This window comes from Caulobacter henricii (assembly GCF_001414055.1).
GTDB lineage: Bacteria > Pseudomonadota > Alphaproteobacteria > Caulobacterales > Caulobacteraceae > Caulobacter > Caulobacter henricii.
Genome location: NZ_CP013002.1, coordinates 2,671,964 through 2,694,323, shown reverse-complemented (window position 1 = coordinate 2,694,323; position 22,360 = coordinate 2,671,964). Strand labels below are relative to the sequence as shown.

General features: G+C 64.7%; 17 protein-coding genes and 3 pseudogenes. 8 read left to right on the top strand and 12 right to left on the bottom strand.

Going from position 1 to position 22,360, the window contains the following annotated elements; translation table 11 throughout:
- Positions 1–52 precede the first annotated feature (52 nt).
- The 3 genes and pseudogenes from AQ619_RS19565 to AQ619_RS12660 all read right to left on the bottom strand — a co-directional run bounded on the left by AQ619_RS19565 (position 53) and on the right by AQ619_RS12660 (position 2,224).
- Entirely contained in the window at positions 53–889 is an 837-nt protein-coding gene (locus AQ619_RS19565) for a methyl-accepting chemotaxis protein (protein WP_417282000.1), read from the bottom strand.
- Between the two features lie 78 nt (positions 890–967).
- A pseudogene (locus AQ619_RS19560) lies at positions 968–1,099 on the bottom strand (HAMP domain-containing protein); the annotation flags it as partial.
- Between the two features lie 750 nt (positions 1,100–1,849).
- Positions 1,850–2,224 (bottom strand): response regulator, encoded by a 375-nt coding sequence (locus AQ619_RS12660; protein WP_062148125.1) that lies wholly within the window; start codon positions 2,222–2,224, stop codon positions 1,850–1,852.
- A gap of 258 nt (positions 2,225–2,482) precedes the next feature.
- Here AQ619_RS12660 and AQ619_RS12655 point away from each other — a divergent pair, with 258 nt between their 5' ends.
- Complete coding sequence (locus tag AQ619_RS12655; RefSeq protein WP_062148122.1) at positions 2,483–4,423, top strand: methyl-accepting chemotaxis protein; 1,941 nt, start codon at positions 2,483–2,485, stop codon at positions 4,421–4,423.
- Positions 4,420–7,578, top strand: a complete 3,159-nt coding sequence (locus tag AQ619_RS12650) for a hybrid sensor histidine kinase/response regulator (RefSeq protein WP_062148119.1) — start codon at positions 4,420–4,422, stop codon at positions 7,576–7,578. The genes AQ619_RS12655 and AQ619_RS12650 overlap by 4 nt, the downstream gene beginning before the upstream one ends.
- Positions 7,579–7,637: 59 nt before the next feature.
- Here AQ619_RS12650 and AQ619_RS12645 read toward each other — a convergent pair whose 3' ends face one another.
- The 8 genes and pseudogenes from AQ619_RS12645 to AQ619_RS19375 all read right to left on the bottom strand — a co-directional run.
- Positions 7,638–8,471: a CheR family methyltransferase gene (locus tag AQ619_RS12645; protein ID WP_062148117.1), complete on the bottom strand. Its 834-nt coding sequence runs from the start codon at positions 8,469–8,471 to the stop codon at positions 7,638–7,640.
- The gene (locus AQ619_RS19385; RefSeq protein ID WP_236849470.1) at positions 8,468–8,992 is read right to left on the bottom strand and encodes a CheB methylesterase domain-containing protein; all 525 of its coding nucleotides are present in this window, start codon (positions 8,990–8,992) and stop codon (positions 8,468–8,470) included. Before AQ619_RS19385 ends, AQ619_RS12645 begins: the two co-directional genes overlap by 4 nt.
- Entirely contained in the window at positions 8,953–9,543 is a 591-nt protein-coding gene (locus tag AQ619_RS19380; RefSeq protein ID WP_236849469.1) for a response regulator, read from the bottom strand. The genes AQ619_RS19385 and AQ619_RS19380 overlap by 40 nt, the downstream gene beginning before the upstream one ends.
- A 47-nt stretch (positions 9,544–9,590) precedes the next feature.
- Complete coding sequence (locus tag AQ619_RS12635; RefSeq protein ID WP_062148113.1) at positions 9,591–9,959, bottom strand: response regulator; 369 nt, start codon at positions 9,957–9,959, stop codon at positions 9,591–9,593.
- Positions 9,956–10,405: a chemotaxis protein CheW gene (locus tag AQ619_RS12630; protein ID WP_062148110.1), complete on the bottom strand. Its 450-nt coding sequence runs from the start codon at positions 10,403–10,405 to the stop codon at positions 9,956–9,958. The genes AQ619_RS12635 and AQ619_RS12630 overlap by 4 nt, the downstream gene beginning before the upstream one ends.
- Entirely contained in the window at positions 10,402–12,690 is a 2,289-nt protein-coding gene (locus AQ619_RS12625) for a chemotaxis protein CheA (RefSeq protein WP_062148106.1), read from the bottom strand. The genes AQ619_RS12630 and AQ619_RS12625 overlap by 4 nt, the downstream gene beginning before the upstream one ends.
- Before the next feature lie 39 nt (positions 12,691–12,729).
- A pseudogene (locus tag AQ619_RS18810) lies at positions 12,730–13,554 on the bottom strand (methyl-accepting chemotaxis protein); the annotation flags it as partial.
- Between the two features lie 48 nt (positions 13,555–13,602).
- A pseudogene (locus AQ619_RS19375) lies at positions 13,603–14,076 on the bottom strand (protoglobin domain-containing protein); the annotation flags it as partial.
- A 299-nt stretch (positions 14,077–14,375) separates the two neighbouring features.
- Here AQ619_RS19375 and AQ619_RS12615 point away from each other — a divergent pair.
- The 5 genes from AQ619_RS12615 to AQ619_RS12595 all read left to right on the top strand — a co-directional run bounded on the left by AQ619_RS12615 (position 14,376) and on the right by AQ619_RS12595 (position 19,645).
- On the top strand, positions 14,376–14,762 hold the full coding sequence (locus AQ619_RS12615; RefSeq protein ID WP_062148103.1) for a response regulator: 387 nt from the start codon (positions 14,376–14,378) through the stop codon (positions 14,760–14,762).
- Positions 14,763–14,931: 169 nt separating this feature from the next.
- Positions 14,932–15,444 carry a hypothetical protein gene (locus AQ619_RS12610; protein WP_062148101.1) on the top strand — a complete coding sequence of 171 codons (513 nt, stop codon included), beginning with the start codon at positions 14,932–14,934 and terminating at the stop codon, positions 15,442–15,444.
- Positions 15,445–15,917: 473 nt separating this feature from the next.
- Positions 15,918–17,813, top strand: a complete 1,896-nt coding sequence (locus AQ619_RS12605; RefSeq protein ID WP_062148098.1) for a DUF3604 domain-containing protein — start codon at positions 15,918–15,920, stop codon at positions 17,811–17,813.
- A 3-nt stretch (positions 17,814–17,816) separates the two neighbouring features.
- Positions 17,817–18,662 carry a peptidyl-prolyl cis-trans isomerase gene (locus AQ619_RS12600; protein ID WP_062148095.1) on the top strand — a complete coding sequence of 282 codons (846 nt, stop codon included), beginning with the start codon at positions 17,817–17,819 and terminating at the stop codon, positions 18,660–18,662.
- Positions 18,659–19,645 (top strand): HupE/UreJ family protein, encoded by a 987-nt coding sequence (locus AQ619_RS12595; protein WP_062148092.1) that lies wholly within the window; start codon positions 18,659–18,661, stop codon positions 19,643–19,645. The genes AQ619_RS12600 and AQ619_RS12595 overlap by 4 nt, the downstream gene beginning before the upstream one ends.
- Here the strand turns inward: AQ619_RS12595 and AQ619_RS12590 are convergent.
- Positions 19,642–20,337 carry a nitroreductase gene (locus tag AQ619_RS12590; RefSeq protein WP_062148089.1) on the bottom strand — a complete coding sequence of 232 codons (696 nt, stop codon included), beginning with the start codon at positions 20,335–20,337 and terminating at the stop codon, positions 19,642–19,644. The genes AQ619_RS12595 and AQ619_RS12590 overlap by 4 nt on opposite strands.
- A 224-nt stretch (positions 20,338–20,561) precedes the next feature.
- On the opposite strand from AQ619_RS12590, the gene AQ619_RS12585 reads away from it, so the two are divergent.
- Positions 20,562–22,190, top strand: a complete 1,629-nt coding sequence (locus tag AQ619_RS12585; protein WP_062148086.1) for an ABC-F family ATP-binding cassette domain-containing protein — start codon at positions 20,562–20,564, stop codon at positions 22,188–22,190.
- Positions 22,191–22,360 lie beyond the last annotated feature (170 nt).

The following is a 22,360-nucleotide window of genomic DNA, read 5'->3' as shown; positions in this document are numbered from 1 at the left end:
CTGCAGGGCCCTATCGTTTCGGTGCCGTTCGCTTGAGCGCCAGCCTTTAGCTTCAGGCCGCCTTCAGGGCCTTGAAGAAGGCGTCGGCCTCGCGGCGCAGGGTATCGGTGGCTTCGTTGACCCGGCCCGAAGTGTCGAGCAGGCGGCGGCTGGACTCGCCGGCTTCGGCGGTGGCCATGGTCATGCTCTCGACCCCGCGGGCCGCCGAGGAGGCCCCGCGGGCGGCGCCGAGGGCACGATCGGAGATATCGCTGGTGGTCGCCGCCTGTTCCTCGACCGCCGCTGCGACCGCAGCGCAGATTTCGCGCACCTGGGTCATGGCCGTCAGGACCGAACGCACGCCCGTGGCCGTGGTGCGGCTGACCTGCTGGATCTCGGCGATCCGCTTGGAGATCGCGCCGGTCGAGTTGGTGGTCTGGGTGGCCAGTTGCTTGACCTCGGCGGCGACGACCGCAAAGCCCTGGCCGGCCTGACCGGCGCGGGCGGCTTCGATCGTGGCGTTCAGGGCCAGGAGGTTGGTCTGGTCGGCCACGTCACTGATCAGGGATGTCACTTCCTCGACCTGACGGGTCGCATCGGCCAGTTGCTCGATGACCTTTTCGGTTTCCATGCCGATCGCTTCGGCTTCGCTGGAGATGCGGGCCGACTCCGCGATCCGGCTGGAGATTTCCTCGACCGCGATGCGCAGCTGGCCGGTGGCGGCCGCGATTTCCTCGATGTGGCTGGAGGTATTGCGCGCGGCTTCATCGGCCTGTTCAGCCTGGCGGCTGGCATTGGTCGAGCTGTTGTCGAGATTGAGCGCGGAGCTGTGCAGTTCCTGCGACGAGGTGGTCAGCCCGCCGATCACGTCGTCGAGCTTGCGGGTGAAGGCTTCGACCAGGTCAGACATGCGCTTGGCGCGCTCGACCTCGATGTCCTTCTGGCTGGACGTGGCCGCCTCCAGACGCTGACGCTCCTGGGCATTGGTGCGGAACTTCTCGAGCGCCTTGGCCAAGTCACCGATCTCGTCGGACCGCTTGGCATGATGCGAGCGGACATTCAGGTCGCCGTTGGCCAGGGCGTTCATCAGGCCAGTGGTGTCTTCAAGCGGGGCCAGCATGTGCTTGCGGATAATGATGGATGCCGCAGCCAGAAGCGCGACGGTGGCGAGGGCGAGAGCCATCAGGATGCCGAAAGTGAAGGTCTGCGCCTTCTGGGCATTCTCTTCCTGACGGGCGGCCTCGGCCTGGATGACCGGCACCATGCGATTGACGGCCTCCCGGTGCTGGGCGAAGGCGGCGGACATCTGCTGCACCTGGATCTCAACCTCGGCGCGGTCGCCGCGCTCAATGGCCGGCAGGAGGCCCTGTTCAACAATCGTCCAGAACTGCTGAGCATAGCGATCGGTGTCGCCGAACATCGCGGCCTTGATCTCCGGCGCGAGGTCCCTGCCTCGCCAATAGGTCATGCGCTGATCGTACTCGGATTTCAGTCGCGTCAGCGTCGCCTTGTTGGCGGCAAAGTTGTCCGGCACATCCTCGGCAATATGCGCGGTCATATAGGCTTCGATGACATAGATCGGCGGCGGCAGGACGTCGGCAATGGCGTCCTTCTTGTCGATGATGTGTTGGTAATTGGCACCGCCGATCCGCAGGGTCTCGATGCTTTTCCAGACCACGCCTCCCGCAATCGCGAGGAACAGGGCGAACACCCCGGCAAGGATGGCGAACGCGGACGACAGTTTCATGGCGTGATCCTGGAAGAGCGATGATCCAGCTTTCGGCGCCGATGGTTAATGTGCCGTTAGAAAGCGTCGCCATTACCCATTCTGAGCTGCGTCATCGGGTCGCGCGTGGCCACGGAAACGCCGTCAGGCCTGGGTGATCTTGCGGATCATGCGGTCGACCCGGCGCAGCAATTGCCGGCTTTCGAACGGCTTGCCGATATAGTCGTCAGCGCCCAGCTGGACGGCGCGCCGGATATCCTCCGGCGAGCTTTGAGCCGACAGCATCAGCACCGGAAGATTGCTGGTCGCAGGGTCGTTCTTCATCCGCTCCAGCATGGTGAAACCGTCCATGCTCGGCATGTTGATGTCCAGCAACACAGCATCCGGCCGGCGTTCGCGAATGGCAGCCAGGCCTTCGAGGCCATCGGCTGCGGTCACAACCTCAAAACCGGCGTCCTGAAGCTGGGAAACAATCAGGTTACGGATGGACTCATCGTCCTCGACCACCAGAATTTCCATCGCGCCCCTCCCGTGTCGATCCAAGCTGTGCAGCAAAAGCCAAAGCCAGACCTCGGGATTTAACGATCAAGCGCCCTATCGTCAAAACCCCTGTGGGCCTTGCCTTGCATGGCACCTGACCAAGCACCACGAACACCAACCGAATTGAGCAGATCGTTGCAGCAAGTCAAATTGTCGCAGTTTGGGGCCGGTCGGGAAGCCCATTTCCCGCATGTTAAGTTTCGGCAACCATGATCCTCAGTGAGATTGGGGATGTACATGGACTTGTCCGCGAAAAAGGCCAGGCGACTGCAGGGTGACAGCAAACGCATCGCCCGCGACATGTCGATCGCCCTCGTCCTGATGGGCGGATTGATCGTGCTGGTCGCGGGTCTGTGGGCAGCGACGGCGAGCCATGACCTGAACCAAAGGCACCTGCAGAACCAGCGCGATGCCCAGGTTACGACGGCAACGTTCGAGCTGAACCAGTCCATCGCGGCGATGAAATTCGATGCCATCCAGGTTCAGCAGTTCCTGCAGGATATTGCGGCAACGCGCGGCGAGGACGGCCTGAACAGTGGCTTTGCCGAGGCCGAGGCTTTCCGTCAGCGCTTCGTCCAGGATGCGACGCGGGCCCGCACCCTGGCGCTGAAGCTGGAGGCTCCGGAACTGGCCCAGCGTCTTGCCAACTCGCAAACGGCGTTTGACGCCTATTATGCCAGCGGCGTGACCATGGCCCAGGCCTATGTCAACAACGGCACCTCTGCCGGCAATGCCCTGATGGCCGATTTCGACACGGCGGCCCTGGCCCTGACGGACGACCTGGACAGCCTCAGCCTGCAACACAAGAGTCTGATGCAGCGCGTCACCGCCCAACATGCAGCGATTGAGGTAACGGTTCTCAAGCAGATGAAACAGGCCCGTCTGCAGGCCATGGTCCTGGCCGGCGTCGGCCTGATCGTGAGCGTGCTGATCATCCTGCATCTGCGCCGGACGGTGCTGGCCCCGTTGCACAAGACCACGACCTACATGGCCGGGCTCGCCGAGGGCCAGTACGAGATCGAGCCGCCGTTTCTGGATCGCAGGGACGAGATCGGCAGCATGCTGCGCTCGGTCGACACCTTTCGGAAGGCCGCCCTGCAGCGCAAGACGGCGCGTCTGGCGGACGAGGCCGAGATCAAGTCCTATCAGCAGGAACTGGTGGCCCGGGCCGAGCAGGTCGAGCGTCTGTCGGTCGACCACGCAGCGATCATCGACCAGCTGGGTGATGCGCTCGAGCGCCTGGCGGTTGGCGACCTGTCGATCCGCATGACCGAGCGCTTCGGGCCGGGCTTCGACCAGCTGCGCATCGACTTCAACGCTTCCATGGAGGCGCTCGGTACCGTGATGGGCTCGATCCTGGAGGCGACCGAAGCGGTCAGCTTCGGGGCCTCGGAGCTGTCGCGGGCCGCCGAGCGGCTGTCGTCGCGCACGGAACAGCAGGCGACCTCGGTTCGGGAATCGGCGGAATCCCTGAAAATCCTGCATCGGGAGGTGGCGGTCACCACCAGCACCGCCGACGAGGCCCTGAGCGTCGTCGCCACCGCCAAGCAGTCGGCCGAGCGCTCGACCACAGTCATGGACGGGGCCATTGAGGCCATGGCGCGCATCCAGTCTTCATCGGGCCAGATCGGCAAGATCAGCACGGTGATCGACGAGATCGCCTTCCAGACCAACCTCCTCGCGCTCAATGCCGGCGTCGAGGCGGCGCGAGCCGGCGAGTCCGGACGTGGCTTCGCCGTGGTGGCCCAGGAGGTGCGTGCCCTGGCCCAGCGTTCGGCTTCGGCGGCCAAGGAGATCAGCGCCCTGGTCACCCGCGCCAATGCCGAGGTGGCGGCCGGCGGCAACCAGGTGTCCCAGACCAGCCATGTCCTGACCGAGATCGTCGGCCACGTCATGCAGATCCACGGGCTGGTGGAGGGGATTTCCGCGTCCAGCCGCAAGCAGAGCGACAGCATCAGCGCCATTCATGGAGCGGTGACCCTGATTGACGAGATCACCCGCAACAATGCCGCGATGGTCGCCGAGGCCACCGGTGCCAGCCAGTCCCTCGCGGGCGAGGCCAGCGGCCTCATGACCTCGATCAGCCGATTCCGCGACGGGGGGCAGCCGAAGAAGGGCGAAGTCCAGACCCCCGAGCAGACTGAAGCCATGAACGAGATTGACCGGCTGTTCGGATGACCGCTGAACGCCGAATCCAGACGCCCGGTGCCAAGGGCGACCCGCGCCTGACCATGGTCCTGCGGGGGGTCGCCCGCATCCTCGACCAGAACATAATCGGGCTGGCCTGGCCCGAAGAGTCGGCCTCAGTGCGGGACAAAGCCCTGATCGCCCGGTTGAAGCGAACAGACGGACTGTTGGCCATGGGCCTCGACGCTGACGGCACGCTGGTCGAGCGGGCGGCGGCAAAGAGCGGTTCCCTGACGGCGGCCGCCATCCACGACGAGCAGGGTGTCTTTCTGGCCGCGCTCTATGCCATTGACGAGGTGCCCCGGCGATCGATCAGCAGCCGGGCCAAGGCCATTCTGACCGAAGTCGCCGCGAGTCTCGGGGTGTTGCTGGCGATGCGCATCGCCGAGTCACGCCTGAATGTGGCTGAGATCCAGCTGACCAGCGCCGAGCGCCTGCTGGGGGTCGGCAAATGGTCCTACGATCTGGAAAGCGGCGTATGGGAAGGCTCCCCGGCCATTCATCGGCTGCACGGCTCAGACCCCGCCAAGCCGGTCGAGGACCTCAGCAGTCTCTATTCCCAGATTCACCCGGACGACATTGCGGTCATCGAGGCCGCGATCAACCAGGTCGCCATCCTGCCGGACAAGGTCATTTCCTGTGACTATCGCGTTCGCCGAGCCGATGGCGAGGTCCGTTACCTGACCTCGTCCCTGGCAGGCCAGACCTCCTCGACCGGTGAGCTGATCCGGGTCAGCGGCGTTGCTCAGGACATGACCGACAGCCGGGCCATGCGTGAAAAACTGGCCCTGAGCGAAGCCCACTACCGTCGCATCGCCGAAAACAGCAACGACATGATCGTCGTCTGCGGACCCGACGGCATCATCTCCTACGTCTCGATGGCCTGCGAGCGCGTGCTGGGATTTGCCATTGAGGACCTCAAGGGTCGCAACCTGCTGCATCTGGTCCATCCTGACGATCAGTCCAGGACGGTGAGCCAGTTTGCGCCCCTCCTGAGCGGCCAGATCAAGAACGACGAGTTGGTCGCCGAGTATCGTATGGTCCGCAAGGACGGCGAGGTGATCTGGATCGAGACTCACCCTCGTGTCCTGCGGGATCCCGTCTCGAACAAGATCGTGGAGTTGGTCCATGCGATCCGGGACATCACGGCGCGCAAGCGGGCCGAGCAGGCCCTGGCCGAGCGTGACGAGCAGTTTCGGCTGCTGATCGAGGGGTCGCGCGACATCATCATGCGCCTCGCCCCCAATGGCCGGACCCTGGCTGTCTCCCCGGTCGTTCAGGATATCCTCGGCTTCGAGCCCGAGGATCTGGTTGGTCATTATACCAGCGAATTCATGCATCCGGAGGATGTCCCCCGTCTGGCGGAATACTATGCGCGTCTGGCCGCCGAGCCCGGGGTTCGTCTGGAACCGGTCGAGTCGCGGATCCGAAATCAGACAGGCGACTATCGCGTCATGGAGTCCCGGCCCTTTGCGGTTTGGGATTCAAGGACCGGCAAGCTGAAGGAGTTCATCGACGTCTCGCGCGACATCACCGAGCGCAAGGCCTTCGAGTCCGCCCTGACCCTGGCCCATGAGGAGACGCGCCAAGCCCTGCTAGAGGCCGAGGCCAGCGAGCGCCGCTATCGCATTCTGGCAGACGGCGCCCGCGATTTGACCCTGCAGTTCGGGGTCGACGGGGTGATCCGCTATGCCTCGCCTTCGGCGATCAATCTCGGCTACCGGCCGGATGAGCTGGTCGGGCGGCGAATGTTCGAGTTTGTCCATCCCGACGATCTTGCGGCTTCGATAAGCACGGCTCAGTCCCATTTTCAGAACACCGGTGCCAAGCCGACCGGGCATGGCGAGTCCCGCGTCCGGACCAAGGCGGGTGACTATGTCTGGCTGGAGGGTAGCCCCTCCCTCGTCAAGGACGACTCCGGCCAGACCGTTCTGGTCAACTCGACGTTCCGCGATGTCTCCGAGCGCCGCGAGATGGAGGAGAACCTGATCAGGGCCCGCCACCAGGCCGAGGCCGCAGCGGCGGCCAAGGCCGAGTTCCTGGCCAATATGAGCCATGAACTGCGCACGCCCCTGACCAGCGTGATCGGCTATTCGCAACAGATTCAGGGCGAGCAAGAGCTGTCCGACCGGGTGCGCCTTGCCGCCGACCGTATCGCCGCCGGCGGCAGGACCCTGTTGTCGACGATCAATGACATTCTGGACTTCTCCAAGATCGAGGCCGGCGAGATCCAGATCCTGTCCGAAGCCACAGCTGTTGGCCCGATCATCACCGAGACCCTGGACCTGTTGCAGGGCCAGGCGGTACAGAAGGGGCTCGATCTTCGCGGTGACGGTCTCGACGCCTTGCCGCCCTTCGTGCTGTGCGACGCCAAGCGGATCCGGCAGGTGCTGGTCAATCTGGTCGGCAATGCCATCAAGTTTACCCAGACCGGCCAGGTCTCGCTGGTGGCGACCCATGATCTGCAGACCGGCCGTTTGCGGCTGGCGGTCACCGACAGCGGGATCGGCATTTCGCCTGAACAGATTTCGCGACTGTTCCTGCGGTTCTCGCAGGTGGATGGCTCCATTTCACGACGCTTTGGCGGTACGGGCCTGGGTCTGGCGATCTGCCGGGGCCTGGTCGAGGCCATGGGCGGCGAGATCGGGGTCGACAGTGTTGAGGGCCAGGGCTCGACCTTCTGGTTCGAACTTCCGGCTCCTGCGTGTGATGCCTCGCGACTGAGCGAGGAAGCAGAGACTCCGGTTTTGCCGACCGGTTTGAAGGTCCTGGTGGTTGACGACCAGAGAAGGATCGCCGAGGTCATCAGCCTGATGCTGCAGCCTCTGGGCATGGCGGTGGATGCGGTCGCCGGCGGCCATGAGGCCATCATAGCGGCAGACGCCCAGCCCTATGACCTGATCCTGATGGACTGGCATATGCCGGGCCTGTCCGGCGTGAACACGGCCCAGGCCATCCGCTCCGGCAACGGACCCAATCGATTTTCCCCGATGGTCCTGTGCTCAGCCGATGCCGCCGCCTTGCCGGACTCCCAGGCCGGCCTGTTCGAAGGCCGCTTGCTGAAGCCGATTTCGACCAACAGCCTGTTGGGCGCGATCAGTGCCGCACTCGATCCTGAACCCTTCGCCGCCATGCGGTCGGCCTGATATCTCGCTTGGGAGTGCGGTGCCGGCACCAGCGCCGGCACCGGCACCGGCGCTGAGGCCTAGGCCGTCAGTCGGGCCGCTGCCGGGCGGGTGGCGGAAGTCTTCAGGTAGAGTCCGGCGTCAGGGCCCGCCTGGAAGGCGTTGGTGACGCCCATCACCGTTTCGGAGGCACCCAGGACAAGATAGCCATCATCGACGACCTGGCCGGCAATGCGTTCGAGGATCGCCTTGCGCGTGCTGGTGTCAAAATAGATCAGCACATTGCGGCAGAACACGATGTCAAACCGGCCCAGATGGCTGGGATTATCGAGCAGATTGAAGCGCCGCCAGGTTACCGCGCTGCGCACATCGCCCTTGATCTGCCAGCTTTCGCCCACCCGTTCAAAGTGCTTCATCAGTTTCTGGACCGGCAGGCCCCGCTGCACTTCGAAGCCCGAATAGATCCCGGCCTGGGCCTTGGCCAGACATTCGCGCGACAGATCCGTCGCCATGATTTCGAGGCTCACGCCGGGCAGCAGATGAGCCACCTCCTGCCAGAGCATGGCGATGGAATAGGGCTCCTGGCCGGTCGAACAGGCGGCGCTCCAGAGCCGGATCGGCCCGCGCCGATTGCGGCCAAGGTCGACGAAGGTGCGCCGCAGCAGATCGAACGGCTTCTGATCGCGAAAGAACAGCGTCTCGTTGGTCGTCATGGCGTCGATCGCTGCCTCGACGATCCGCTCGACCGGGGCCTTGCGGATGTCCGCCAGCAGGGCATCGACGGTTTCATAGCCGCTCGTCCCGGCGACCGAGGCCAGCCGGGTATTGATCAGATAGCCCTTGCTGGCGTCCAGAACGATCCCGGTCCGTGACTGCAGCAGGTCCCTGAAATGCTTGAGATCTGGAGTGCTCATGCCGTTCCCACTCGTGTCCACTGCAGAAATTGCGGCGCCAGGGCCGATAAAGGATGGATTTCGGCGGGCACGCCCGCATGGATAACGGACCCCGGCATCCCCCAGACGACGCTGCTGGCCTCGTCCTGAACGAGGACTGGTCCGCCACGCTCCGTCAGGGCCCGTGCCCCGTCGCGGCCGTCATGACCCATGCCGGTCAGCACCATACCGGCCACCGCCCCGCCCCAGACCTCGGCGGCGCTGATAAACAGAGGATCGGCCGCCGGACGGCACCAGTGTACCTCGGGACCCTGATTGAGCTGAATGGTCGGCGTGCCGTCCCGGCCGCGCTCGACGATCATGTGGAACCCGCCCGGCGCGATATAGATCACGCCATCGGTCACTGGTTCCCCGTGCTCGCCTTCCTTGACGGTCATCGGCGTCACCCGTCCAATCATCTGGGCGAGGGCCCTGGTAAAGCCCTGCGGCATGTGCTGGGCGATCAGGATCGGACCGCGCCAGTGAGCTCCAAGACCGGACACAACTTCGCGCAGGGCCGGGGGCCGCCGGTGGAGGCGGCCACAACCAGGGCCTCCAGCCGGACCTTGCGGCTCGGGCGCGGGTCATTGCGTACGGGGGGGGGAGCGAGCACCGGCTCGGTCTTTGACGTCAGATAGGACTTGATGGGCCGCTCGATCGCCGGCGTGTGCCGGCGGCCGAGCTGGACGATCTTCTCGATCAGGTCGCGTTGATAGGCTTCCGCGCCGCCGATCCGGCTGGTCGAGGGCTTGGGGATAAAGTCGGTCGCTCCGAGACTCAGCGCCCGAAGGGTGATTTCCGCCCCGCGCTCCGACAGGGTCGAGGCCATGATGATCTTCAGCCGCGGGCGAAGGGCCAGAAGCTTCGGCAGGGCCTCCAGGCCCGACATGTTGGGCATTTCGATGTCGAGGACACAGACATCGATCTCGTGTTCTTCAAGCTTCTTCAGGGCCTGTAGTCCGTCGACCGCCATGGCAACGACGACGATGTCGGCCCGTGCGTCCAGCCATCGCGAGACCATGCCCCGAACGACCGCAGAATCGTCGACAATCATGACCCTGACACGGTCGCTTCGGGCAACGGCAGGGTTTGGCTGTATCGTCACGGAGCGATCCCGGTCATGGACAGCTTGCTCTCCAGGGTCGACTGGTCAAAGGGCTTGAACAGATACTCGTCCGCGCCCTTTTCCATGGCGGCGGCGATGTGGTCGAAGTCGCTTTCCGTGGTGCAGAACAGCACCTTCGGACGGGTTCCGTTCGGCGACGCTCTGAGGGCTTCCAGGAAGGTCAGGCCATCCATATTTGGCATGTTCCAGTCCAGCAGCACCGCGTCGGGCATATCGCCGAGGCAGGCCTGCAGGGCGTCTTCGCCGTCGACCGCTTCATTCACGGCATAGCCCAGGGACTCAAGCATCCGCCGGGCCACCTTGCGGATCACCCCACTGTCGTCCACCACCAAGAACCGGGTCATGCGGCAACTCCCAATTGCAGGCCCGCCGTCAGTAGTCGCGGCGCATCAAAAATCACCAGGAGGGAGTCCGGCAATCTGAAGACGCCCGGAATGATTTCTGCCCAGCGCGGAGGCAGGTTGTCGGGGGGCGGGATCATCTCGTCAGAGTCCAGTTTCATCACGGATTCGACCTGGTCGACGATCAGGCCGTAATTGTCACCGCCGACCTCGATCCCGACCGCCTTGGGCTCCGGCGCACCGGCCTCGCGGGGCTGAAGTCCCAGCCGCCGGCGAGCACAGACGGCCGTCACGATCCGGCCGCGCAGGTTCAGCACACCCAGGATCTCGTGGGCCGCCAGGGGAACCGGCGTGATGTTGCGGGGATAGAAAACGTCCTGGATCGACAGCGCTTCGATCCCGAACAGATGGCCGCCGACGCGGACGGTCACATAGTCGCGAACGCTCATGCCGCCTCCTGGGCTTGACCTGCCTGGCTGGCCGGTCCGGTCCGGGCATGCTCTGCCAGGGCCATGATCATGAAATGGTCAAGGTCGATGATCTCGGTAGCCCGACCATTGATCAGGGCCGTGCCGATGATGCCGGTCTTGGTCGGGCTCAGCTCGATCGTCACGGGGGTCTCGACCACATCGACGATGCGATCAACGGCCAGTCCCATGGTGTAGAGCATGCCGGCGACAACCAGCATGGGCTGGACGCCCTCTGTCTTGAGGCGTTGATCCTCATCGACGCACAGCACCGGCATCAGTTTGCCACGATACTGCAGGGCCGCGCGCGAGCCGAGGTGTTGCAACTCACCGACCGGCACATGTTCAAGCCGGGTGATCTGGCCCAGCTCAACCGCCTTGAGGGCACCGGACCCGACACGGACCAGCAGCATGGTCTTGCGCTCGATCTTGGCGTCATCGTCATTGGTTGCGGCGGCGTCGATCGCCCGCCTTGCCGCCAGAGGCATCTCGCCAGCCCGCTGAGCGAGGCCATTAGGCTCGATGATCAGCACGACCGAGCCGTCGCCCAGGAGGGTCGCGCCTGAGAAGACCGAGATGCCGCGCAGCACGCTGGCCAAAGGTTTGACAACGATCTCTTCAGTATCGATGACTTCCTCGACCATGACCCCGAAGCGGTGGCTTCCCACCTTCATGATCATCACGAAGTTCGGCTGTGAGGTCTGGGGCAGGCCCAGTTCAGCGCCCAGGTCGATCAGCGGCACGAGTTCTTCCCGCAACCGGACCATGCGAACCTGTTCGATGACCTCGGTCCGGTGCTCGGCACCGTCGCCAATCTTGATCAGCTCGAGCACCGCGCCCTGGGGCACGGCGAAACGCTCGCCACTGGCCCCGACGATCAGGGCCGAGATGATGGCCAGGGTCAGGGGGATCTTGATGGTGACCGTGCAGCCGGAGCCAAAGGTCGACTGCAGATCGATCTGACCGCCGATCTGCTCGATGTTGCTGCGCACCACGTCCATGCCGACGCCGCGGCCGGAGACATTGGTGATGGCGGCGGCGGTCGAGAAGCCCGGCGCGAAGATCAGGCGGTGGACCTGGCTTTCGCTGAGCGCCTCTGCGTCGCTGCGGGTCAGCAGCCCCTTTTCGATCGCCTTTTCGCGAATCCGGGCCGTATCCAGACCGCGGCCGTCATCGCGCAGCCGGATCACGATCGAGCCGCCTTCATGATAGGCGGAAAGGTGGATCGTCCCGGTCTCAGCCTTGCCCGCCGTCCGGCGGTCTGCCGGGCCTTCGAGTCCATGATCCGCTGAGTTGCGGACCATGTGGGTCAGGGGGTCACGGATCTGCTCAAGGACCTGGCGGTCGAGTTCTGTGGCCTCGCCCTCGAGAACAAGGTCGATCTTTTTGTCGAGTTCGTTGGCCAGGTCGCGAATGATCCGCGGCAGCTTCTTCCAGGCCTGGCCGATCGGCTGCATCCGCGTCTTCATGACGCTGTCCTGCAGTTCTCCGGTGATCGTCGAGAGCCGCTGCAGGGGCGGCGAGAAACTGTCGTCGGTCCGGCCCCGATTGATCTGCAGAAGCTGGTTGCGGGTCAGGACCAGCTCGGAGACCAGGGTCATCATGTCTTCGAGGACGTCGACCCCGACCCGGATCGACTGGGTCGCGGCGATTGGCGCGGCGTCTTCTTCGACCGTGCCCACCGGCCGCGGATCAGCTATCGCTGCTGAGGGCTCGGTCAGGGCAGGGGGGGCAGAATCGACCGGACCTTCCGCCGCGGCGAAGGCCGCGTCGAGGTCCGCCGTAGAGACTTCACCCGGGCGTAGGGCGCGGCCCAGAACAGGGTCATAGCCCTCGACCTGTTGCTCGGGCTCAGGCTCAGGCGCCGACGCGGGCGTCTCGACGCCAGGCGCGCCCATCGCCATGGCTTCCAGGGCCGCGATCAGGTCGCTGTCATCACCGGCCGGTTCCGTACCTGTGGCGCCCAGGCCGTCGATCACCAACTTGATGCGGTCGATCGACCTTAGAACCAGGGTGACGGCCTCGCCGCTGACCTGCAGCTTGCCGTCCCGGAAGCGACCCAGCAGGGTCTCGCCGGCATGGGCCAGGGATTCCAGTCGACCCAGCCCAAGGAAGCCGCAGGTGCCCTTCAGGGTGTGGACAAGCCGGAAGATCTTGTCGAGCGCCGGCCGGTCACCCGGATGGCCCTCAAAGCGGACGAGCTCGATGTCGATGACCTCAAGGCTCTCATTGGCCTCGGTCAGGAAGTCGGAGATCAGGTCATCCATGGCGGCGCCTATCGACTTGACGAGATGTGACAGTCACGATCAGGCGGCTCGCACGGAACGCAGGAAGGCCTCGACCTCGGCCCGCAAGGTCGAGGCCTGGCGCCCCAGTTCCTGCGAGGCCATCACCACCTGTTGCGATGCGGCCCCGGTCTGATTGGCCCCAAGCAGGACTTCCGAAATGTTGCGCGACACGTCCTGGGTGCCATTGGCCGCCTCATTGGTATTGCGGGCGATCTCGCGGGTCGCTGCGGACTGCTGCTCGACGGCGGCATTGATCGCGACCGACACCGTATTCATCTCATCGATGGTGCGCTGAATGTCGGCGATGGCGATCACGGTATCTCCCGTGATCAGCTGGATCTCGCTGATCTGGCTGGAGATATCTTCCGTGGCCTTGGCGGTCTGGGTGGCCAGGCTCTTGACCTCGGCGGCAACGACAGCAAAGCCGCGACCGGCCTCGCCGGCCCGGGCGCTTTCGATCGTTGCGTTCAGGGCCAGCAGATTGGTCTGGCCGGCGATGTCGCTGATCAACCGGACCACTTCGCCGATCTTCTCGGCCGAGCGCGACATGCGATCGATGGTCTCGCTGGTGGCCTGGGCCCGCAGCACGGCCTGGCCCGCCATATTGGTCGAGTGATTGACCTGCTGGGCGATTTCGGCGACCGATTTGCCCATCTCGTCCGAGGAAGAGGCGACAATGGCGACATTGGCCGTGGCTTCTTCGGCAGCGGCGGCGACGGTGGTGGACTGCTCGCTGGTGCGGGTCGCCGTGTCGGCCATCGCGCGCGCCGTCGCCTCCAGCTCCCGGGCCTGATCGGCGACGCTTCCCACGATCTTGCCGACGCTGGCCTCGAAGCGTTCGGCCAGGTCATTCATCTCGCGCTGCTTTTCGCTCTCGATCGATTCCAGATAGATCGAAATTGAATAGTCCATGTCGAGCAGAACCGCCTTCATGACGGCGGTCATCTGATCGGCCAGATCCTTGCCCCCCTTGCGGCGGCCGATCTTCATGACGCCGCCGCCGAAGGCCTCGGCGATCATTTTGCGCATTAGGCCTTCCATCAGCTGGGCATAGCCGCCGATGTACCAGCGAGGCTCCAGGCCGATGCGCGCATGGACGAGGCCGATCTTGCGGACGCTGTCGATGTACTGCTGGTCGAAATTGCCGGAAACGATAGAGGCCCAATGGCGCAACTGCGCGGACTTGGCACCATCCATCTGGCCGTCGCCACTGAAGAAGCGACGAACGTCCGGGGTCGAGCGGACCTTGTCGTAGAATTTATCCAGAACGCCGGGCAATTCCTTGGCGACAAGACTGCTGGCCGATCGCAGGGCGCTGCGCGCCTCGCGGTCGATCCCGAGGAAGTCGAGTCGTTGGTCGATCATGTCGTCGCCGGCCATGGGCTTATTCCTAGAGAGGAAATCTGACTCGAAGGCTGGTCCTTGTTAGTTAATTGTCAGTTACGGGTTGCTCCCCACGCGGACCTGTCAGCATAGGGGAAAGCGCTGAATGCAGCGCCTTTGCGGCCGCGAAATCGGAATTGCTGTTTCTATGCAAGAACCCCGGCTGAGCCTCGGGGGCGAATACCCATATCGGGTGCGTCAAGATGTCCCAGATGGCATCACAAGCATATTTTTACAGAGCTGTGTTCTGGTGATGCCTGACCGTATTCCTGGAGGACAGAATGGCCGCCGACGCTTCAATGCCTATCCTTGTTGTCGATGACTACAAGACCACCATCCGGATCGTTCACAGCCTGCTGCGACAGCTTGGTTTTGACAATCTCGACGAAGCCGCCAGTGGCGAAGAGGCCCTGGGCAAGCTCAAGCGCAAGCCCTATGGCCTTGTGATCTCCGACTGGAACATGGAGCCGATGACGGGTTACGACCTGCTCAAGTCCGTGCGCGGCGACGCCGGCATGAGCCGCACGCCGTTCATCATGATCACGGCCGAGAGCAAGACGGAAAACGTCGTCGCCGCCAAACAGGCCGGGGCCAACAATTACATCGTCAAGCCCTTCAATGCCGAGACCCTGAAGCAGAAGATGTCGACCATCTTCGGCGAGTTCTGACATCCGGCGGGGCAGACCCGCAGCCGAATGTCCATTCCGACCTGATGGCGTCATCCGGGTCGGGCGAAACAAGGCTGTGAACCAATAGTTGAGAGCGTTCTTCGATCGGATACCCACTTCGTACTTGTCGGAAAATGTTCTGGGAGTTGATCCATCAGTGACCTTGCCGATGCGCCCAGCGCCTGACCCTTTCTCCGCCGAAAGCGCCGAACGGCCGGCATCCAGCGAGATTGCATCGCTGCATGAGAGCCTGACCGCGCTGCGCGCGGTGATCGGTAGCCTTGGGTCCCATCAGATGGGGGCCGTGCGCCTGCCAGCCGTCCTGGCCGAGATTGGTGCCCTCCGACGAGAGGCCGAGGCCGGGGTCGAAAAGATCCTGACATCCGCCGAAGCCATCCTCGCCGCTCCGGTTCCCGTGCCACCCGAGGTCCAGGGTCATGCCATCGCCATTCTGGAGGCCTGCGGCTTTCATGACCTGATCGGCCAGAGGCTGAGCAAGGTTTCGGACCTCCTGCAAACCCTGGAAGTTCGCCTGAACCGCGTCGCTACCAGCGCCGGCGTGGTCGATACGCCGGTGGCTGAGACCGAGACCGAGCGACTGTACCGCGAGCAGACCATCAACGGGCCGGCCCTGAACGGGCCCGACGTCACCCAAAGCCAGATCGACGCACTCTTCGGCTAGAGGCCGCTCCCCGTGGCCGGTGCGGACCATTGGGACGTGATGACTCCCGAGCCTTGCCCATCTCTATTCCAGCCTCCTTGATCGCCGGGACAGAAAAAAAGGCCCGACGCAGCCGCCGGGCCCAGAGATAGGGAGGAAACGCCCAGGAGGGGCAGAAGCGGCATCGCTTCACGCGTCCCAGATAGGTCGGGCTGGTTATGGGGCAAAGACCAGAAAACCTTCAGGCGCTATCAGAGGAAACATATCCTCTTCGAATCCACGCATGAGCATGATGTTGCCGATCAGAGCGGGTCGAGCATCGGTCTCGTTCGTTTGCGCCTGAATGGCAGGGATTTTCGTTCGATCCTGGTCGCACGGGTGCAGTGGGAATTCGGAAGATTGTGGCACGATCCGAGCCGCAAGACTGCAAATCGCGCGTGCATCTGACCCTCCGACAGGTCTAGGCTCCATAAAAAGGTCCTGAGGGGGGCAAAATGAAAAAGACCATTGTGGCCATGGCTGCAGCCGGCGGCTGCGTGCTCGGACTGGCGGCCTGCGATCAGGTCGGGTCCAAGGTGGGCGGGAACAGCAAGTCCGCCGTAGTCGAAACCGCCTATCCCGAACGGGTCTATTGGGGCGACACCCACCTGCACACCAGCAATTCGGTCGATGCCTTCGGCTTCGGGGTTCGCCTGGGGTCGGAAGAGGCCCTGCGCTTTGCGCGCGGTGAAGAAGTGACCTCGACCGGCGGCATGAAGGCCAAGCTGGCCCGCCCGCTGGACTTCCTCGTCATTGCCGACCATTCCGACGGCCTGGGCTTTACCCGCAAGATCTATGACGCGCCGCGCTTCCTGCTGCGAAATCCGCTGCTTCTTCGCTGGCATGATATGATGCATGAGGGCCCGCAAGGCTCACTGAAGGCGACCGGTGAACTCATCGACGCCGCTGCCAGTGGCTCGCTTCCGCCCGACATCACCGATCCGAAGCGTTCTGCAAAGGCCACCCGATCGATCTGGAACGACCATCTGTCGATCGTCGAGCGCTACAATGAGCCGGGCAAGTTCAGCGCCTTCATGGGCTTCGAATACACCCTGATGCCGAAGGGCGACAATCTGCACCGCGTGGTGATGTTCCGCGACGGCAAGGCCGAGGCCTCCAAGGTGGTGCCCTATTCGTCCCTGGTCGGGACCTCGGCGGCGATGCTGTGGGACTATATGGACGCCTATGAGAAGACGACCGGTGGCAAGGCCCTGGCCATTCCGCATAACTCCAATGTGTCCAACGGCCTGATGTTCGAACTGACGGGGCCTGATGGCGGCCCGATGTCGGCGGACTATGCCCGTCGCCGCGCGGCCCGTGAGCCGATCGTCGAAGCGACCCAGATCAAGGGCGACAGCGAGTCCCATCCTTTCCTCTCGCCGAACGACGAGTTCGCCGACTTTGGCGATGCCGGCTGGGACCTGGGCAACCTGCCCATGTCATCCAAGAAGACGCCCGACATGCTGGCCGGCGACTATGTGCGCGAGGCGCTCAAGCGCGGCCTGGCCATCGAGGCCAAGACCGGGGTCAATCCGTACAAGATGGGCATGATCGGCTCGACCGACTCCCATACGGCCCTGGCGACGGCGGATGAAGACAACTTCTTCGGCAAGCATGCAGGGGTCGAGCCTCGCCCCGGCCGGGCCATGGAGCCGCAGAACCTGGGCAGCCGTGAGGGCCGCTTTGGCTATCACTATCTGGCGGGCGGCTATGCCGGGGTCTGGGCCAAGTCCAATACGCGGGCCGCGATCTTCGACGCGATGATGAAGCGCGAGGTCTATGCCACGACCGGACCACGCATGCAGGTGCGGGTGTTCGGCGGCTGGGACTTCACGGCCAATGATCTCAAGACCAACTGGGTCAAGGCCGGCTATGCCCGCGGCGTGCCCATGGGGTCCGATCTGAAGGCCGGTTCCAGCAAGGCCCCGGTCTTTATCGTCTCGGCCCTGAAGGACCCGATCGGGGCCAATCTGGACCGCGTGCAGATGGTCAAGGGCTGGGTCGACAAGGCCGGCGTCACCCACGAGCAGGTCTATGACGTGGTCTGGAGCGATGCGGCGCGGCGGGTCCCCAAGGGGGGCAAGGTGCCGCCGGTCGGCGACACGGTCGACCTCGCCACGGCGACCTATGCCAATTCGATCGGCGCGCCCGAACTGACCACGGTCTGGACCGATCCTGACTTCGATCCGAGCCTGAAGGCCTTCTACTATGTGCGGGTGCTGGAGATTCCGACCCCGCGCTGGGTGGCCTATGACGCGGTCCGCTACAAGGTGAAGATGGGCCCCGAGGTGAAGATGAAGGACCAGGAGCGGGCCTATACCTCACCGATCTGGTACACGCCCCGGGGCTGATCGATGAAGCTTCGTGAGCTTGTCCTCCAGGGGTTGCGTGAGCCCCTGGCCCAGTTCCTGCTGGCCGGTGCCCTGATCTTCGCCCTGTTCTCCCTGTGGGGCGGCAATGCGGATCCGGGCGATCGCCGCATCGAGGTGGATGAAGCGCGGGTCCAGCGCATCGGCACCCAATGGATGCAGACCTGGCATCGCCCGCCGACGGCGGCCGAGCTGGACGGCCTGATCTCGGACTATGTCCAGGAAGAGGTCTATTACCGCGAGTCCCTGCGGCTGGGACTGGAGGAGGACGACCCGGTCGTCCGGCGGCGGCTGCGTTCGAAGATGGAGTTCCTGGCCGTCGACCAGCTGGAGAGCGCCAAGCCGAGTGAGGCCGTTCTGCAGGCCTGGCTGAAGGCCCATCCGGCCCTCTATGCCGAAGATCCGAAGGTCAGTTTCGAGCAGATCTATCTGGGTTCAGCCACCGATCAGGACGCCGGCGCGGCCGCAGCGTCCGAAGCCCTGGCGCGCCTGGCAGCCGGGGCCGGTCCGGCCGGCCTCGGCCAGCGCCTGTCGGTCCCGACCAGCCTGTCGCTAGCCACGCGAATGGAGATCGACCGGCAGTTTGGCGACGGCTTCGCGGAAGGCTTGTTGCGCGCGCCGCAAGGGCGCTGGAGCGGCCCGGTGCGGTCCGGCTTCGGACTGCATCTGGTCAGGGTCAGTGCCGTCGAGGCCGGACGAACGCCTGACCTGGCCACAGTGCGTCAGGCTGTCGACAATGACTGGCGGGCCGCCACCCGGGCGCAGCGCGAGGTCCAGGCCTATCAGGACCTGCTCAAGGGCTATGACGTCGTCATAGCGCGGCCTCGATGAGGCTGGCTCGGGCGGTCGCCCTGGTCCTGGCCCTGCTGGCCCTGACGGGCGTGGCGCGGGCCGATGACCTGAGGCCGGGCTATCTGGAGCTGACCCAGACCTCCGCCGCGACCTGGCGCATGGTCTGGAAGGCCCCGATCCGCGGTGGTCTGGCGACCCATGCCGCCCCGACCCTGCAGGCGGACTGCCGGGCCCCGCCACCCGTCCGGACCCTGGTCAGCGGTGCCGTGGTCGAGGTCTGGTCGCTTGACTGTCCGCGCGGCCTGGCCGGCCGGTCTGTCGGGCTCAGCGGACTGGATGCGGCCTTCTCCGACGCCCTGGTGCGGATCGCGCCGCAGGGCCGACCGGTGCAGGTCGCCCGCCTGACGGCCGATCAGCCCGCCGTGGAGATCCGTGCGGTGCCCGACCGGCTGCAGGTGGCCCGCACCTATCTGGTGCTGGGGATCGAGCACATCCTGGCCGGCTATGATCACCTGCTGTTCGTGCTCAGCCTGGTGCTGCTGCTGCGCGGTGGCCTGAGGATCGCCAAGACGGTCACGGCCTTCACGATCGCCCATTCCCTGACCCTGGTCGCGACCTCCCTGCACCTGATCAGCGTGCCGCGGCAGCCGGTGGAGATCTGCATCGCCCTGTCGATCGTGTTCCTGGCCGTCGAAATCCTGAAGTCACGCCCCGAGGGACCGCCGCGCCTCTCGGAGCGGGCCCCCTGGCTGGTGGCCTTTGCCTTTGGCCTGCTGCATGGCTTCGGCTTTGCCGGGGCCCTGGCCGAGATCGGCATGCCCGAGCGCGAAGTGCCCACGGCCCTGCTGACCTTCAATATCGGGGTCGAGATCGGGCAGCTGGTGATCGTCGGCGCGGGCCTTCTGGTGCTCGACCTGATCCGCCGGTTCGCCCCGGAACGCCGTCGCATGGCCCAGAGAGTGGCCGCCTACGGGATCGGCATCACGGCGGCCTACTGGGTGTTTGAGCGACTACTGGCCTAAGCCTGGCCGGCCGGATCCGCGTCGAAGCCGACGAAGACCGTGGCCTCGGCCACCGACTTGCGTTCGGAGACCACCGCATTGGCCGGGAAGCTGTCATCGGGCCAGCCGAGGGCAATGCTCTTCATGATCACCTGGTCGTCGGCGATGCCGGCATGCTCGCGCACCACGGGCGACTGCATGATGCCCTGGCTGTTGATCACCGCCCCCAGGCCGCGCGACCAGGCGGCATTGACCAGGGTGGTGGCCACGGCCCCGCAGTCGAAGGGGGTGTCGTCGCTGCCGGCCAGTACCCGGTCATAGGTCACGATCACACAGACGGGGGCGTCGAACTGCCGAAAGCCGCGCAGGACCCAGTCCTGACGGGCGTCCTTGTCGTCGCGCGCGATCCCCATGGCGGAAAACAGCTGCTTGGCGACGCCGACCTGGCGGTCGCGGTGCTGGCCGGTAAAGCCTTCGCCGGTGCGGAACTCCCGCGAGTGGGGCACGCCCGCCAGATTGCGTTCGGTATTGCCGGCGCGGATCCGGTCCAGAGGCTCGCCGGAAAGGACGTAGAAGTTCCACGGCTGCGAGTTCATCGACGACGGGGCCCGCATCGCCAGGCCGATGATCTCCTCGATCAGCGCCCGGGGCACGGGGTCTGGCTTGTAGCCGCGAATGCTCCGCCGACCCAGGATCACGTCGTCAAACTGCATGGGAACCCTGAGCAACTGCTATTGGCGAAAAGCCGCAGGGATTTATGCGGTGCCAAATGGGGGGCGGCAAGACTTAGGCAGCCCCGGCGGTCGAAACAGGGCTGTACCAGGAACATCGAAGGGGCCTGAGCAGAGCCCTGGCGCTGATAATCCTCTCAGCTTGCCCGGAGGGGTTTGGCACCAAGGCTGGTCTTCTGCCGCGTCCCGCGTTAGCAGACCGCCCCATGATCCGCCTCGACAACATCTCCAAGCAGAACGGCCACCAGATCCTGTTCATCGACGCCTCGATGGGCGTCCAGAAGGGGGAGAAGGTTGGGCTAGTCGGACCGAACGGCGCCGGCAAGACCACGCTGTTCCGGATGATCACCGGTCAGGAGCAGCCCGACGACGGACTGGTCGTGATCGATCCTGGCATGACGATCGGCTATTTCAGCCAGGATGTCGGCGAGATGTCGGGCCAGAGCGCGGTCGCCGCCGTGATGGACGGCGTCGGCCCCGTCAGCGCCCTGGCCACCGAAATGGCCCGTCTCGAGGCGGCCATGGTCGATCCGGACCAGGCCGACGAACTGGACACCATCCTCGAACGCTATGGCGAGGTGCAGGCGCGCTTCGAGGAACTGGACGGCTATGCCCTGGACGCCCGGGCGCGCGAGGTTCTGGCCGGCCTGAGCTTCAGCCAGGAACGCATGGATAGCGATGTTGGCCTGCTGTCCGGCGGCTGGAAGATGCGCGTGGCCCTGGCCCGCATCCTGCTGATGCGGCCCGACGGCATGCTGCTGGACGAGCCCTCCAACCACCTGGATCTGGAAAGCCTGATCTGGCTGGAGGCCTTCCTGAAGTCCTATGACGGCGCGCTGTTGATGACCTCGCACGACCGCGCCTTCATGAACCGCATCATCGGCAAGGTGATCGAGATCGATGCCGGCTCCCTGATCACCTATTCGGGCGATCTCGACTTCTTCGACCAGCAGCGCGCGCTCGGCGAGGCGCAGCGCCAGGCGCAGTACGAGCGCCAGCAGGCCATGCTGGCCAAGGAAATCAAGTTCATCGAGAAGTTCAAGGCGCGCGCCTCGCACGCCGCCCAGGTCCAGAGCCGGGTCAAGAAGCTCGACAAGATCGAGCGGGTCGAAGCCCCGCGGCGTCGCCAGACGGTGCAGTTCGAGTTCCAGAGCCCGCCGCGGTCCGGCGACGATGTGATCAGCCTGCGCAATGTCCACAAGGGCTATGGCGAGCGGCCGATTTATGAGGGCCTCGACTTCCTGGTCCGCCGCAAGGAGCGCTGGTGCGTCCTCGGGGCGAACGGCGCCGGCAAGTCGACCCTGCTGAAACTGGTGGCCGGCGACACCAAGCCCGACCAGGGCACGGTCAATATCGGGGCCAGCGTCCGGATGGGCTATTTCGCCCAGCACTCCATGGATCTGCTGGACGGCGAGGACACGATCTTTGAGTCCCTGGAGGGCTCGTTCCCGCAGGCGGGGCAGGGTGCGCTGCGGACCCTGGCGGGCTGTTTCGGCTTCTCCGGCGATGATGTCGAAAAGCCCTGCAGGGTCCTGTCCGGCGGCGAGAAGGCGCGTCTGGTCATGGCCAAGATGCTGTTCGATCCGCCCAACCTGCTGGTGCTGGACGAACCGACCAACCACCTCGACATGGTGACCAAGGAGATGCTGGTCGCAGCCCTCGCCGACTTTGAGGGCACCATGCTGTTCGTTTCGCACGACCGCCACTTCCTAGCGGCCCTGAGCAACCGCGTGCTGGAACTGACCCCCGAGGGCGTCCATCAGTATGGCGGCGGCTATACGGAATATGTCTCCCGGACGGGCCAGGAAGCCCCGGGCCTGCACCCGGGCGGCTAGGGTCATATCCTCACGCGGCGAGCGTCGCCGGCAGAGCGTCCAGCTGCCGGAACGTCTCGTCGTAGCCGGCCGCTCAGCCAGGCGGGTCCCCCGGAAGACGCACTGATGAAGTCGCTCCCCGCTGTCCCCGGCTGTCGAAGCCCATTAGGGTCAGCTCGGTTCATCGTTCG